Origin of the sequence: Blastococcus sp. TF02A-26, from assembly GCF_003319125.1 — a bacterium.
GTDB lineage: Bacteria > Actinomycetota > Actinomycetes > Mycobacteriales > Geodermatophilaceae > Trujillonella.
The window spans coordinates 43,614-58,105 of the sequence record NZ_QOHG01000021.1 but is presented as its reverse complement, the minus strand read 5'-3'; the positions used below and the strand labels follow the sequence as shown (position 1 = coordinate 58,105).

The 14,492-nt window shown below is 73.9% G+C and carries 12 protein-coding genes; 6 read left to right on the top strand and 6 right to left on the bottom strand.

Annotation, left to right across the window (positions count from 1 at the left end):
* The first annotated feature begins 58 nt into the window (after positions 1-58).
* A complete protein-coding gene (locus DQ240_RS19730) occupies positions 59-517 on the top strand; it encodes a hypothetical protein (protein ID WP_113841414.1) in 459 nt (152 codons plus the stop codon).
* A complete protein-coding gene (locus DQ240_RS19725) occupies positions 514-1,683 on the top strand; it encodes a zinc-dependent alcohol dehydrogenase (RefSeq protein ID WP_113841413.1) in 1,170 nt (389 codons plus the stop codon). The genes DQ240_RS19730 and DQ240_RS19725 overlap by 4 nt, the downstream gene beginning before the upstream one ends.
* Positions 1,684-1,754: 71 nt before the next feature.
* On the opposite strand, the gene DQ240_RS19720 is transcribed toward DQ240_RS19725, so the two are convergent.
* Entirely contained in the window at positions 1,755-3,512 is a 1,758-nt protein-coding gene (locus tag DQ240_RS19720; protein WP_113841412.1) for an MDR family MFS transporter, read from the bottom strand.
* Positions 3,509-4,021, bottom strand: a complete 513-nt coding sequence (locus DQ240_RS19715) for a MarR family winged helix-turn-helix transcriptional regulator (RefSeq protein ID WP_233498839.1) — start codon at positions 4,019-4,021, stop codon at positions 3,509-3,511. Before DQ240_RS19715 ends, DQ240_RS19720 begins: the two co-directional genes overlap by 4 nt.
* Positions 4,022-4,274: 253 nt before the next feature.
* On the opposite strand from DQ240_RS19715, the gene hrpA reads away from it, so the two are divergent.
* On the top strand, positions 4,275-8,231 hold the full coding sequence (gene hrpA, locus DQ240_RS19710) for an ATP-dependent RNA helicase HrpA (RefSeq protein ID WP_113841411.1): 3,957 nt from the start codon (positions 4,275-4,277) through the stop codon (positions 8,229-8,231).
* Positions 8,232-8,278: 47 nt separating this feature from the next.
* Here the strand turns inward: hrpA and DQ240_RS19705 are convergent, their stop codons facing one another.
* Entirely contained in the window at positions 8,279-8,659 is a 381-nt protein-coding gene (locus tag DQ240_RS19705) for a hypothetical protein (protein WP_199589411.1), read from the bottom strand.
* 218 nt (positions 8,660-8,877) lie between these two features.
* Between DQ240_RS19705 and DQ240_RS19700 the strand changes: the two genes are divergently transcribed.
* The 3 genes from DQ240_RS19700 to DQ240_RS19695 all read left to right on the top strand — a co-directional run bounded on the left by DQ240_RS19700 (position 8,878) and on the right by DQ240_RS19695 (position 10,966).
* Entirely contained in the window at positions 8,878-9,267 is a 390-nt protein-coding gene (locus tag DQ240_RS19700) for an ATP-binding protein (protein ID WP_113841410.1), read from the top strand.
* Positions 9,268-9,384: 117 nt separating this feature from the next.
* On the top strand, positions 9,385-9,513 hold the full coding sequence (locus tag DQ240_RS24315; protein ID WP_255410920.1) for a hypothetical protein: 129 nt from the start codon (positions 9,385-9,387) through the stop codon (positions 9,511-9,513).
* A 94-nt stretch (positions 9,514-9,607) separates the two neighbouring features.
* Positions 9,608-10,966 (top strand): cytochrome P450, encoded by a 1,359-nt coding sequence (locus DQ240_RS19695; protein ID WP_113841409.1) that lies wholly within the window; start codon positions 9,608-9,610, stop codon positions 10,964-10,966.
* On the opposite strand, the gene DQ240_RS19690 is transcribed toward DQ240_RS19695, so the two are convergent.
* The 3 genes from DQ240_RS19690 to cysD are packed head-to-tail and all read right to left on the bottom strand — an operon-like array spanning position 10,953 to position 14,448.
* Positions 10,953-12,179, bottom strand: a complete 1,227-nt coding sequence (locus tag DQ240_RS19690) for an MFS transporter (protein ID WP_113841408.1) — start codon at positions 12,177-12,179, stop codon at positions 10,953-10,955. The two genes, DQ240_RS19695 and DQ240_RS19690, sit on opposite strands and share 14 nt — an antisense overlap.
* A complete protein-coding gene (locus DQ240_RS19685; protein WP_113841407.1) occupies positions 12,176-13,540 on the bottom strand; it encodes a sulfate adenylyltransferase subunit 1 in 1,365 nt (454 codons plus the stop codon). Before DQ240_RS19685 ends, DQ240_RS19690 begins: the two co-directional genes overlap by 4 nt.
* Positions 13,540-14,448, bottom strand: a complete 909-nt coding sequence (cysD, locus tag DQ240_RS19680; protein ID WP_113841406.1) for a sulfate adenylyltransferase subunit CysD — start codon at positions 14,446-14,448, stop codon at positions 13,540-13,542. The genes DQ240_RS19685 and cysD overlap by 1 nt, the downstream gene beginning before the upstream one ends.
* Positions 14,449-14,492 lie beyond the last annotated feature (44 nt).

The following is a 14,492-nucleotide window of genomic DNA, read 5'->3' as shown; positions in this document are numbered from 1 at the left end:
GGTTCCCCGACCTCCGGGCAGGGGTAGGTGGGGCACGACCACCAGGAAAGGGGGCCCCGTGCCCAATCCCCTGCTCGACCGCGCCGCCGACCTCGGCGGGACCCTGCTCAACCGGCTCCAGGGCCTGAAGCTCCCCGGCGTCGGCACCGCGTCGGTCTCCGACGACCCGGAGCGTGCCGCCCGGCGCTGGCGCGCGGTCACGGTGCTCTGCTCGCCGGCCGACGTCCGCGTCGACGACCTGCCCGCGCCGCTGGTCGCGCTCGGCAGCCTGGTCGAGGTCCGGGTGACCCCGGCGCCCGGCGACAAGGGCACCGAGATCGCCGCGCGCTACCGCGCCACGCCCTCCGACGAGGAGCTCGGCCGGCTGCGGGCGGCGCTGCGCGCCTCGAAGCAGCTGCTCGAGACCGGGGAGGTGCTGCGGATGGACCCGCGCCCGCACGGGGAGCGGAAGCAGACGCCGCAGGGCCGCCTCCTGGACGGCGTGGTGGCGAACGCGAAGAAGGAGGGCGTGCTGTGAAGGCCGTGACCTGGACCGGGATCAACCAGCTGTCGGTCGAGGACGTGCCGGAGCCGCAGATCCTCAACGACCACGACGTGATCCTGAAGGTCCGGCGGACGACGACCTGCGGCTCGGACCTGCACCTGCTGTCGGGCTACATCCCGTTCATGCGGGCCGGCGACGTGATCGGGCACGAGTTCATGGGCGAGGTCGTCGAGGTCGGCAAGGCGGTGCGGGAGCGGAAGGTGGGCGACCGGGTGGTCGTCGCGTCCTTCGTCTCCTGCGGCAACTGCTGGTACTGCCGCCAGGAGATGTACTCGCTGTGCGACAACAGCAACCCCAACCCCGGCATCACCGAGGGGCTGTGGGGGCAGAGCATCGGCGGCTGCATCGGCTACTCGCACGCCGTCGGCGGGTACGCCGGCAGCCACGCGGAGTACGTGCGGGTGCCCTACGCCGACGTGGGCAGCTTCGTCGTCCCGGACGGCGTCTCCGACGACCGGGCGCTGTTCGCCTCCGACGCCGCGTCGACCGCCTTCACCGGCGTGGACCTCGGCGGCGTCCGGCCCGGGGACACCGTCGCGGTCTGGGGCGCCGGCGGGGTCGGGCAGCTGGCCGCGCGCATCTCGGCGATCGTCGGTGCCGCGCAGGTGTTCGTGGTCGACCGGCTGCCCGAGCGCCTGGAGCAGGCCCGCACGCACGCCGGCGCGGAGACCATCGACTACACGACGACCGACGTGGCGGCCGAGCTGCGCGAGCGGACCGGTGGCCGCGGTCCCGACGTCTGCATCGAGGCCGTGGGGATGGAGGCGCACGCCCCCGGCGCCCACGGCGTCTACGACCAGGTGAAGCAGCAGCTCCGTCTGCAGACCGACCGGCCGACCGCCGTCCGCGAGGCGGTCATGGCCTGCCGCAAGGGCGGCAGCGTCTTCACCCTCGGCGTCTTCGCCTCGATGGTGGACAAGTTCCCGCTCGGCGCGATCATGAACAAGGGGCTGACCCTGCGCGGGGCGCAGGTGCACGGGCCGCGGTACATCCCCCGCCTGCTCGAGCTCATGGAGCGCGACGAGCTGGTGACCGAGCACCTCGCCACGCACGTGATGCCGTTGAGCGAGGCCCCCCGCGGCTACGAGCTGTTCAAGGAGAAGCAGGACGGCTGCGTGCGCGCCGTCTTCACCCCCTGAGCCGGCGCGAGATCTGCACAGCCGTCACCATCAGCAGCTGATGGCGACGACTGTGCAGATCTCGTCGAGGTCTAGCGGCGGGGGCCGTGCTCGTGCACGCCGTCACCGGTGGTGCCGTCGCCGGCTGCGGGGCCCTGGACCGGGCTGACCGACGTCGGGGCGGCCGCACCGGCGGCGCGGGTGGCGTCGTCGGCCGTCGTCGGGTCCCCGGTGGCGGTGGACCGCTCGGCCTCCTGCTGGGCCTGGATGCCGGACTTGTTGCTCAGCTCCAGCTGGGGCAGGAACAGCAGCACGAAGAACCCGACCGCCACGACGCAGGCGGCGATGAGGAACACCAGGTCGATCGAGTCCGAGAAGCCGACGCGGAAGGCCTGCACGGCCTGCGGGGGAGCGGAGCCGACCGACGAGGTGTCGCTGAGCACGGCGTCGGTGTCGAACGGCGGCGCGCCGAGGCCGGCCGACCGGAAGGCGTTGCCGATGTCGACCGGCAGCCGGGTGAACAGCAGCGACAGGAACACCGCGACCCCCAGCGTGCCGCCCATCTGCCGGAAGAAGGTGACCGAGGAGGTCGCCACGCCCATCTCCCGCGGGGAGACCGAGTTCTGCACCGCGAGGATGACCGGCTGGAAGTTGAACCCGAGCCCGAGGCCCAGCAGGACCATGAAGGGCACCAGCACCCAGTACGCGGTGTCGGCCTCGACGACGAAGGACATCGAGACCAGCGCCACGACCATGAACACGATGCCGACCAGCGGGAAGACCTTGTACCTGCCGGTCCGGCTGATGGCGATGCCGGAGCTCACCGCGCCGGTCATGATGCCGGCGACCATCGGGATCATCTGCAGGCCGGCGACGGTCGCGCTGGAGCCGTGCACGATCTGCAGGTACTGCGGCAGCAGCAGGATGCCGCCGAACATGCCGGCGCCCATGACCACGCTGCCGACGCCCGCGACGGCGAACGTGCGGTTGCGGAACAGGCGCAGCGGCAGCAGCGCCTCGTCGCGGTACGCGCGCTCGGCGAGGACGAACAGCACGAAGCCGACGGCGCCGATGGCGTAGCAGGTCAGCGCCGCCCCGGAGCCCCAGCCCCATATGCGGCCCTGCTCGGCCACGATCAGCAGCGGCACGAGGAAGACCACCAGCGCGACGGCGCCGGGCCAGTCGATGCGGTGCTCGCGGCGGGTGTGCGGCAGGTGCAGCACCCGGCTGACGACGACGAGGGCGAGGACGCCCAGCGGGACGTTGATCAGGAAGATCCAGCGCCAGCCGGTGAGGCCCAGCAGCGACTCCTGGCCGGCGAGGAAGCCGCCGATGACCGGGCCCAGCACGCTGGAGGTGCCGAAGACGGCCATAAAGTAGCCCTGGTACCGCGAGCGCTCCCGCGGCGGGACGACGTCCCCGATGATCGCCAGCGCCAGCGACATCAGACCACCGGCACCGATGCCCTGGATCGCCCGGAACGCCGCGAGCTGGTACATCGACTGGGCGAACGCGCAGGCCAGCGAGCCGACGACGAAGACGGCGATGGCGAACATGTAGAACGGCCGCCGGCCGTAGATGTCGGACAGCTTCCCGTACAGCGGGGTGCTGATCGTCGAGGTGATGAGGAACGCCGTGGTCGCCCACGCCTGGAGGTCGTAGCCCTGCAGGTCGTCGGCGATCGTGCGGATGGCGGTGGACACGACGGTCTGGTCCAGGGCGGCCAGGAACATCGCCACCATCAGCCCGACGATGATCGTGACGATCTGCCGGTGGGTGAAGCTGCCGTCGTCGTTGCCGGCGCGGGTGGCGCCCCGGGGGGCCACGGCGTCGCGGGTGGTCTGGCTCATGGGGTCTCTCTCGGGGTGGGGGCGACGGGAGCGGCGTCGGCGTCGTCGGGCAGCAGGGCGGCCATGCCGTCGACGAACCGGCCGAAGAGCTGGGTGAAGGCGGTCAGGTCGGCGTCGTCCCAGTCGGCGGTGATCCGGGCCAGGTGCGCCTCCCGCTCGGCCCGCAGCTGGGCGAGCGTCGCCTGCCCGGCCTCGGTCACGACCAGCCGGCTGGCGCGGCCGTCGGTCTCGTCGGCGACCCGGCGGACGAGGCCGCCGTCCACCAGCGCGGCGACGTGCCGGCTGACGGTCGACGGGTCGGCGTGCACCAGGTCGGCCAGCGCGCCCTGGCGCAGCGGGCCGAGCCGGTCGAGCGGGAAGAGCAGCACGTGCGCCGCGCGGTCGCGGCTGTCGCCGGCCGTGGCGGCCTTGATCGCGTGGATCACCCGCATCATCCGCGGCAGCTGCTCGCCCAGGACGTGCAGCTGGGCCGGGCGGACGGCAGGCGTCGCCGGGGCGGGAGGGCTCACAGGGTCTCCGGAGGGGAGGACGACGGCGGCACAGCGCCGGGAACAGGTGCACCATACAACCGGTTGCTGAGTACATGCATCCAGTTGCGGGGTGCACGCGCGGGTGATGTGGGGCACGCCGGCCGTTGCCTCGACCGGACCGCGCCACGGGGAGTGGGATCCTGGGACGGCTGGTACCCGTCGAACCCGTCGCCACGCGCGCCCCACCGTCCGGGCCGGGCCCCGCCACCAGCCCCACGAGAGGAGTTCCGCCATGGCCGTCGACGCGTCGGCCGCCGGCGACCTCCGGTCGCGGCTGGCCACCCTGACGATCGAGGACGAGCACCGGCTGGGTCGCCGGCTCGACGGCACCCGGCGTACCCGCGACCTCGAGGCCCGCGCCCGGCAGCGGGAGCGGATCGCCGCCGACGTCGCCACCGCCGAGGAGCGGATCGCCCGCCGCCGCGCCGCCGTCCCGCCGGCCACCTACCCGGCCGAGCTGCCCGTCTCGGCCCGCCGCGACGACATCGCCGAGGCCCTGCGCGACCATCAGGTGGTCGTCGTCGCCGGGGAGACCGGCTCGGGCAAGACGACCCAGCTGCCCAAGATCGCCCTGGAGCTCGGCCGCGGGGTGCGCGGGCGCATCGGGCACACCCAGCCGCGCAGGATCGCCGCCCGCACCGTCGCCGAGCGGATCGCCGAGGAGCTGGAGCGGCCGCTGGGCGACGTCGTCGGCTGGAAGGTCCGCTTCACCGACCAGGTGTCGGACTCGACGCTGGTCAAGGTCATGACCGACGGCGTGCTGCTCGCCGAGATCGCGCACGACCGGCTGCTGCGCCAGTACGACACCCTGATCATCGACGAGGCCCACGAGCGCAGCCTCAACATCGACTTCCTGCTGGGCTACCTGGCCCGGATCCTGCCCCGCCGTCCCGACCTCAAGGTCGTCATCACCTCCGCGACGATCGACGTCGAGCGGATCGCCCGGCACTTCGCCGCCGACGGTGCCGAGGTGCCGGTCGTCGAGGTGAGCGGCCGCACCTACCCGGTGGAGCTCCGGTACCGGCCCGTCGTCGACCCCGACGATCCGGACGCCGACCCCGACCGCGACCAGGTCACCGCGATCGGCGACGCCGTCGAGGAACTCGTCGCCGAGGGGCCGGGTGACGTCCTCGTGTTCCTCGCCGGCGAGCGGGAGATCCGCGACACCGCGGACGCGCTGACCGACCGCTTCCCCGGCGTGGAGATCCTGCCGCTCTACTCGCGCCTCTCGGCCGCCGACCAGCACAAGGTCTTCCAGCGGCACACCGGCCGCCGGGTCGTGCTCGCCACCAACGTCGCCGAGACGTCGCTGACCGTCCCGGGCATCCGCTACGTCGTCGACCCCGGGACGGCGCGCATCTCCCGGTACAGCGCGCGGACCAAGGTGCAGCGGCTGCCGATCGAGGCGATCAGCCAGGCCTCCGCGCGGCAGCGGTCGGGCCGGTGCGGCCGCACCTCCGACGGCATCGCGATCCGCCTCTACACCGAGGACGACTTCGACGCGCGGCCCGAGTACACCGACCCGGAGATCCTCCGGACCAGCCTGGCCTCGGTGCTCCTCCAGATGGCGGCCCTCGACCTGGGCGACGTCGCGGAGTTCCCCTTCATCGACCCGCCGGACCGCCGCGCGGTGGCCGACGGCCTGGCGCTGCTGGAGGAGCTCGGCGCGCTCGACGAGCACGGGAAGCTCACCCCCACCGGCCGCGCCCTGGCCGCGCTGCCGCTGGACCCGCGGATCGCCCGGATGGTCGTCGAGGCCGACCGGCGCGGCGTGCTCGACGAGGTGCTGGTGATCGCCGCCGGCCTGACCATCCAGGACCCGCGGGAACGGCCGGCCGAGCACCAGCAGGCCGCCGACCAGGCGCACGCCCGCTTCGCCGACGAGAACTCCGACTTCCTCGCGCTGCTCAACCTGTGGCGGTACCTGGAGGAGCAGCAGGACGCGCTGTCCGGCAGTGCCTTCCGCCGCACCGTGAAGCGCGAGTTCCTGCACTACCTGCGCATCCGCGAGTGGCAGGACCTCTACGGACAGCTGCGCAGCACCGCCCGCCGGCTGGGCATGACGCCGGCCGAGCCGGCGACCGAGCCCGACGAGCGCGGCATCACCGCCGCCCTCCTGGCCGGGCTGCTCTCGCAGATCGGCCTCCAGGTCGAGGACACCCGCAGGTCCGACGGCGACCGGCGCCGCGGCGGCCGCGAGTACCTCGGTCCCCGCAACGCCCGCTTCGTGATCGCCCCCGGGACCCCGCTGGCGAAGAGGCCGCCGCGCTGGGTGGTCGCCGCGGAGCTGGTGGAGACCAGCCGGCTGTTCGCCCGCATGGTGGCCCGGATCGACCCGGAGACGGTCGAGCGGCTCGCCGACCACCTGGTCAAGCGGGAGTACTCCGAGCCGCGCTGGGACGCCAGGCGCGGCTCCGTCGTCGCCACCGAGCGGGTCACCCTCTACGGCCTCCCGCTCGTGGTGGGCCGGCGCGTCCAGTACGGCTCGATCGACCCCGTCGTCTCCCGCGAGCTGTTCATCCGGCACGCCCTGGTGCAGGGCGAGTGGACGACGCACCACCGCTTCTGGGCGGAGAACCAGCGGGCGCTGGAGCGGGTCGCGGAGCTCGAGGAGCGGGCCCGCCGCCGCGACATCCGCGTCGACGACGAGACGCTGTTCGAGCTCTACGACGCGCGCGTCCCGGCCGACGTCGTCTCCACCCGGCACTTCGACCGGTGGTGGAAGGAGGCCCGGCGGCGCACGCCGGACCTCATGTCGCTCACCGTGGAGCAGCTGACGAACGCCGCGGCCGCCGGGCAGGTGCGCGAGGAGGACTTCCCCGACGCCGTACCGCTGACGCAGGGGCTGACCCTGCCGCTGTCGTACGCCTTCGCCCCCGGTGCGCCGGAGGACGGCGTCACCGTCGACGTCCCGCTGGCGGTGCTCGACACCGTCGCCGAGCGCACCGCCGGCAGCTCGCTGGCGTTCACCGTGCAGGGCCAGCGCGAGGAGCTGGTGACGGCGCTGCTGCGCACCCTGCCCAAGCAGCTGCGCCGGGCGCTGGTGCCCATCCCCGACCGCGTGCGCGAGGTGCTGCCGCGGATCGAGCCGACCGAGCCGTTGCTGCCCGCGCTGGAGCGGGAACTGCGCCGCTCGGCGGCCGTCGTGATCCCGCCGGACGCCTGGGCGCCGGACCAGGTCCCCGACCACCTTCGGGCCACCTTCCGCGTGGTCGACGACCGGCAGCGGACCCTGGCCCGGGGGAAGGACCTGTCCGCGCTGCGTGCCGAGGTGGCGCCCCAGGCCCGGGCGAGCCTGGCCCGGGCCGCCGTCGACCTGGAGCGCACGGGGCTGACCGCCTGGACGATCGGGGACCTGCCCCGCACCGTCGAGGTGCAGCGCGGCGGCCACGTGGTGACCGCCTTCCCGGCGGTGGTCGACGAGGGCGAGACCGCCGGCGTGCGCGTGGTGGCCACCGAGGCCGAGGCGGTCCGCCTGCACTGGCGCGGCGTGCGCCGGCTGCTGGTGCTGGCCGCGGGCTCACCGGTCCGGCAGGTGGTGAAGGGGCTCGGGCCGCGCTCCAGGCTCGCGCTGCAGTTCAACCCCGACGGCGAGATCCCCGACCTCGTCGCCGACTGCGTCGACGCCGCCGCCGACGAGCTGATCGCCGCCGCCGGCGGGCCGCCGCGCGAGGAGGCCGCCTTCACCGCGCTGGTGGAGTCCGCTCGCGCACAGCTGCCGTCCCTGACGAAGGACGTCGTCACCCGGGTCGAGGGCGTGCTCACCCAGGCCCGCGAGGTCGCGGTCGCGCTGGGCGGGGCCGCCGGCCGGCGAGTGCCCGAGGCGGCCATCGCCGACCTGCGCCGGCAGATGGCCGGGCTGCTGCACAAGGGCTTCGTGGCCGCGACCGGCCGGCGTCGGCTGCCCGACGTCGTCCGCTACCTGAAGGGCATGGCGCACCGGCTGGAGAAGCTGCCGGCCAACGCCGCCCGCGACGCGCTGGCCATGCACCAGATCGAGGCGGTGACCGCGGAGTACGACCAGCTGCGGAGGCAGGTGCCGCCCAGCGGCGCCCCGGACGACCCGGTCACCGCCGTCCGCTGGATGCTCGAGGAGCTGCGGGTGGCGCTGTTCGCCCAGCAGCTCGGTACGCCCCGCGCGGTCTCCGAGCAGCGCATCTACAAGGCGATCGACCGCATCTCCGCCTGAGGGGTGAGGAGATCCGCCGGCGTGACGCCTGCGGATCTCCTCCACGGTCAGTCGAGGGTGGCGAGGCCGGTGTCCTCCGGACGGTCGCGCAGCAGGGCGGAGATGCGCTGTCGCGTGACGCCGAACAGGGTCGCGATCCGGTTGATGCTCACCTGTTCGGCGTGGAGTGCGCGAGCCTGCTCCCGCCGCCAGGCGCCGCCGGCCGAGGCGAGGGTGGCCAGGACCGTGCTGATCCGCTCCACGACCAGCGGGCGCGCCTCGTCGGTGACGATGTCGAACCAGGCCCCACCCGCCGCACGCTGACGCAGCAGGTCCTCGGCCCGGGAGCGGGCCTGGCGCAGCTCCTCGGTCGAGGCGTCGATGGCGGTCACCAGGGCGCGCAACGCCGCGAGCGCCGAGTCGTCCCCCACCGGGGTGTCCGTCGCCACTGTGCTCCGCTCGCTCGGGCCGGGTCTCAGCCGATCGGTTGCCCACTATGCATCTGAACCCGTGTTGCATGCAACCCCTGTCGCATGCAACACGCCTTACACGCAAGGGGGGTTGCATCTGGCCGGGTCGGATGGTTCTGTATCGCGCAACGGGATAACGCGTCATGCACTGGGCGGCGCGTCATCCCGTCTCCATCGACGCGCACCACGGAGGCTCCATGTCCACCCTCACCGCCTCCATGGACCTCTCGCCGTCCTCGCGCAGCGTGACCGTCGCCCGGCACCTCGTGCTGGACCTGCTCCGGTCGTGGCGTGCGCCGCACGACCCGGAGGACGCCGCGCTCCTCGTCACCGAACTGGTCGCGAACGTCGTGGACCACGTCGGGGGAGACGAGCCGTTCACCCTCGAGGTCGCGTTCTCCGAGGAGTGGCTGCGGATCGGCGTGGTCGACGGATCCGCAGTACGCCCCGTCGTCCGGGAACTGGACACGGGGAACCCGCGCGGACGCGGCATGCGGTTGGTCGCTGCGATCGCCGACCGATGGGGCGCCGAGGACCACCGGGGCGGCAAACGGGTGTGGTTCGAGCTGCGGCCACCCACCGTGTGACTCCGGGCGCGACGGGTTTCGTGCCCTCGGTCGGCGGGGAGGGTCCGGGGGAACAGTCCACGCAGTCGAAGGAGATGCGCGATGACGGAGCCCGGTACCCACGCTGCAGGTGAAGGCGTGTCCGACGAGGAGATGATCGAGAGCGTCGCCGGCCAGACCGACAGCGCCTCGGAGCACGCGGACCAGGCCGGGAAGGACTGGGCGGGCAAGGACCTCGACGCGCCGGCCCCCACGGACCAGGGCTGACCTCCGCGCCGCCCGGGTCCCTGCCCGGGCGGCGTCCGGCCTCCGACGTCCGGCTGCCCCGACGTCCGTGAGCGGTCGCTGGGAGACTCCGCTCATGGGCTCGCCGACGACCGACCTCGACCAGACGGCACCGGTCCGCGAGCCGTCGCCCTCCCCGCTGCTGCGTCCCGCGCGGACCGCCGCCCGCTACGCCGTCCGCCACGCGCTGCCGGCCCGCTACCTCGCCCGCGCCGCGCGCCAGGGCGATCCGGTCGCCCGGCTGATGCGCGACCCGGACCTCCGGCAGCAGCCGTACGCGCTGTACGAGCAGCTCCGCGCGGCCGGCCCGCTGACGCCCAGCGCGCTGGGTCTGGTCAGCACCTCCCACGCCGTGGTGCAGGACGTGCTGCGGTCCGACCGCTTCGGCGTCGGCTTCGACCTCGCCCGTGTGCCCGGGCGGATCGGCCGCGTGCTGCGCTTCGGTGACGAGCTCGACGCCAGCGGCGTGGCGGAGCGGCCCTCGATGCTGGTCGTCGACCCGCCCGACCACACCCGCTACCGGCGGCTGGTGAGCCGGGCCTTCACCCCGCGGGCCACCGCCGCGTTCGAGCCGATGATCCAGCGCACCGCCGACGCGCTGCTCGACGACCTGGCCGGCGCCCAGGGCCCGGTGGACCTCGTCGACGGCTTCGCCGCCCAGCTGCCGGTCCTGGTCATCGCCGAGCTGCTCGGCGTCCCCACAGACCGGCGGGCGGACTTCCTGCGGTGGGGTGCCGCCGCCGCGGCGACGCTGGACGCCGGGCTACCTCTCCGCCGCTACCTGGCCGCCGAGCGTGGGCTGCGCGCCATGCACGGCTTCCTCCGCCAGCACTTCGACCGGCTGCGGCGCGATCCCGGCGACGACCTCGTCAGCCGGCTGGTGGGCCTGCCCGGCGAGGAGGCACTCACCGAGCGCGAGCTGCACGCCACCGTGATGCTGCTGCTCGGCGCCGGGTTCGAGACCACCGTCAACCTGATCGGCAACGCCGTCGTCGCCCTGGACGCCCACCGCGACCAGTGGGACGCGCTGCGCGCCGAGCCGTCGGGCTGGGCGAACGCGGTGGAGGAGGCGTTGCGCTGGGACAGCCCGGTGCAGCTCACCGGCCGCACCGCGCGCGCCGGGGTCGAGGTCGCCGGTCGCCGGCTGCCGCCCGGGACGCGGGTCACGGTGCTGCTCGGCGCCGCCAACCGCGACCCCGGCGTGTTCCCCGACCCGGCCCGCTTCGACGTCACCCGCGCCAACGCCCGCGAGCACCTGGCCTTCTCGGCGGGCGTGCACTACTGCGTGGGCGCGGGCCTGGCCCGGCTGGAGGCGGAGGTGGCGCTGCGGGTCCTGTCCGAGCGCTTCCCCCGGCTGCGGGTGGCCGGCCGGCCGGTGCGCCGCGACCTGCGGACGCTGCGCGGCTTCGAGGTGCTGCCGGTCAGCCTCGGCTGAGCGGGGCGGCGGACGCCGGCTCGGGAGCCTGCTCGGGGGCGGGGAGGACGACGTCGCGTGCGGCACCCCACCCGGCCCACGCCATCGGGACGAGGGCGGCGATCAGCAGGAGCAGCGGCCACGTCCACCCGGAGGTCAGGTCGTGCACCGCGCCGAGCAGCAGCGGGCCCGACGCCGCGACGAGGTAGCCGACGCACTGCGCCACCCCGCCGAGCCGTGCCGCCACCAGCGGGGTGGGGCTGCGCAGCACGATGAGTGTGAGCGCCACGGCGAAGCCCGCTCCCTGGGCCACGCCCCAGGCGCACACCCAGACGACGGTCCCGGCGTCGGGCGAGAGCAGCAGCCCGGCCAGGCCGACGGCGTAGGCGGCCACGACCGCCGCCACGAGCGGCCGCTGCCCGCGCATCCGGCCCGCCTGGGCCGGGGCGAGGAGCGCGCCCGCCGCCCCGACGACGTTGGACAGCCCCAGCAGCAGCCCGCCGTCGCCGCGGGGTACCCCGGCGTCGGCGAGCAGCGTCGGCAGCCAGGCCGAGACCGAGTAGAACTGCACGCTGTTCATGGACAGGAAGAGGCAGACCCGCCGGGCCAGCGGCAACCGCAGCAGCGACCAGGAACCGCCGGGGACGGGGTTCGCCGCCCGCCGTTCGGCGCGGCCGGTCCCGGCGACCGGCAGCCAGAGGACCAGGGCGCCGAGGGCGACGAACAGCCACAGCCCCAGCCCAGTGCGCCAGCCGACGTCCAGGGCGTCGGCCAGCGGCAGCGTGAGCGCGGCGCCGGTGGCCGCCCCGATGTTGAGCGCCGCGGAGTAGGCGCCCATCACGGCGCCGGGCCGGGCGAACTCACGCTTGACGTAGGCGGGGAGCAGCACGTTGGCCAGCGCGATCGCCGCACCGGCCAGCAGGCTCCCGGCGTAGAGCAGCGCGACGGGGGAGAGCAGGCGCAACGCGATGCCGCCGGCGAGCAGCAGCAGCGAGGCCGCGACCGCCGTCTCCAGGCCGATCCGCTGGGCCAGCCGCGGCGCGACCGGCGCGAAGGCCCCGAAGCAGAGCACCGGCACGGTGGTCAGCAGGCCGCCCATGGCCGAGGAGAGCCCGGTGTCGGCCCGCAGGTCCTCGAGCAGCGGCGCCACCGCCACGATCGCCGGCCGCTGGTTCAGCGCCACCGCGACGATCGCGGCGACGAGCAGCCACGCGCTCAGGCGTGCGCGCGTCATCCCGCCGGGGTCAGCATCCCCGCGCCGACGGTGGCGTTGGTGGCCTCGTCGACGAGGATGAAGCGGCCGGTCACGCGGTTGCGCAGGTAGTCGTCGACGAACAGCGGCTGCGTGGTGCGCAGCACGACCCGGCCGATGTCGTTGAGCCCGAGCTCGGCGACCTCCGGCTCGCGGTGCAGGCTGTTCACGTCCAGCCGGTACGCGACGTCCTTGACCATCGCCCGCACCGTGCGGGTGGTGTGCTTGACCGCCAGGCGCTGCCGCGGGCGCAGCGGCTCGTCGGCCATCCAGCACACGAGCGCGTCGAGGTCCTGGGTGACCTGCGGGGCGTTGGTCGGCCGGCAGATCAGGTCGCCACGGGAGACGTCGAGGTCGTCGGCCAGCCGGACGGTGACCGACATCGGCGCGAACGCCTCCTCGACCGGCCCGCGCGGGCCGTCGATGCCGGCGATGGTCGTGGTCAGGCCGCTGGGCAGCACCTGCACCTCGTCGCCGACCCGCAGGACCCCGCTGGAGACCGTTCCGGCGTAGCCGCGGTAGTCGTGGAAGTGCGCATCCCCGGAGCCGTGGATCTGGGGCCGGATGACGTACTGCACGGGGAACCGCGGGTCGGTGAGGTTCCGGTCGCCGGCCACGTGCACGTGCTCGAGGTGGTGCAGCAGCGTGGGGCCCTCGTACCAGGGCGTGTTCGGCGAGTGGGTGACGACGTTGTCGCCGTGCAGCGCCGAGATGGGGACGACGGTCAGGTCGGGCACCGACAGCTTCGCGGCGAACGCGCTGAACTCGTCGCTGATCGCCTCGAAGGTCTCCTCCGACCAACCGACCAGGTCCATCTTGTTGACCGCGACGACGAGGTGCGGCACCCGCAGCAGCGAGGCGAGGAAGGCGTGGCGGCGGCTCTGCTCCAGCAGTCCCTTGCGCGCGTCGACCAGCACGATCGCGAGGTCGGCGGTCGAGGCGCCGGTGACCATGTTCCGCGTGTACTGCACGTGCCCGGGGGTGTCGGCGAGGATGAACGTCCGCCGCGGGGTGCTGAAGTACCGGTAGGCGACGTCGATCGTGATGCCCTGCTCGCGCTCGGCTCGCAGGCCGTCGGTGAGCAGCGCCAGGTCGACGAAGTCGCCCTTGCTGGCCCGGGCCACCGCCTCGTACTGGTCCTCGAAGACGGCCTTGCTGTCGTAGAGCAGGCGCCCGATGAGGGTGCTCTTGCCGTCGTCCACCGAGCCGGCGGTGGCGATCCGCAGGATGTCCCTGCGGGCGGTGGCGATCTCGGCGGCGTGCTCGGCCACCGGGGAGTGGACGTCGACGGCGTTCTCGCCGAGGTGGGTACCGGGCTGGGCGGCCCCAGGCTGAGCGGCCATCAGAAGTAGCCCTCCTTCTTCCGGTCCTCCATGGCCGCGTCGCTGACCTTGTCGTCGCCACGGGTGGCGCCGCGCTCGGTCATCCGGGTCACCGCGATCTCGGCGATGACCTCCTCGACCGTGGTGGCCTGCGAGCGCACGGCGGCGGTCAGGTTCGCGTCGCCGACGGTGCGGTAGCGGACCGTCTCGCGGACCACCTGCTCGCCGTCGCGCGGGCGGATGAACTCGTTGACCGCGTAGAGCATCCCCTGCCGCTCCACGACCTCCCGCTCCTGCGCGAGGTACAGCGGCGGGATGGCGATGTTCTCCCGCGCGATGTACTGCCAGATGTCGAGCTCGGTCCAGTTCGACAGCGGGAAGACGCGGATCGACTCGCCCAGGTGGATGCGGCCGTTGTAGAGGTCCCACAGCTCCGGGCGCTGGTTCTTCGGGTCCCACTGGCCGAACTCGTCGCGGAAGGAGAACAGCCGCTCCTTCGCGCGCGCCTTGTCCTCGTCGCGCCGGGCGCCGCCGAACAGCGCGGTGAAGCCGTGCTCCTCGACCGCGTCGAGCAGCACCGGGGTCTGGATCCGGTTGCGGGAGCCGTTGGGCTCCTCCTTGACCGTGCCGGCGGCGATCGCGGCGGGCACGGAGGCGACCACCAGCTCCACGCCGAGCTCGGCGACCCGCTTGTCCCGGAACTCCAGGACCTCGGGGAAGTTCAGGCCGGTGTCGACGTGCATGACCGGGAACGGGATCCGCGCCGGGGCGAACGCCTTCCGGGCCAGCTCCAGCATCACGATCGAGTCCTTGCCGCCGGAGAACAGCAGCACCGGCCGCTCGAGCTCGGCGGCGACCTCGCGGATGACGTGGATGGACTCGGCCTCCAGCGTCTCCAGCTGCGTCAGCCGGTAATCAGGACTCGTCACGAACGATTTCTCCGGAGCCGGGGGAACACGGGCGGCGGTGCGCG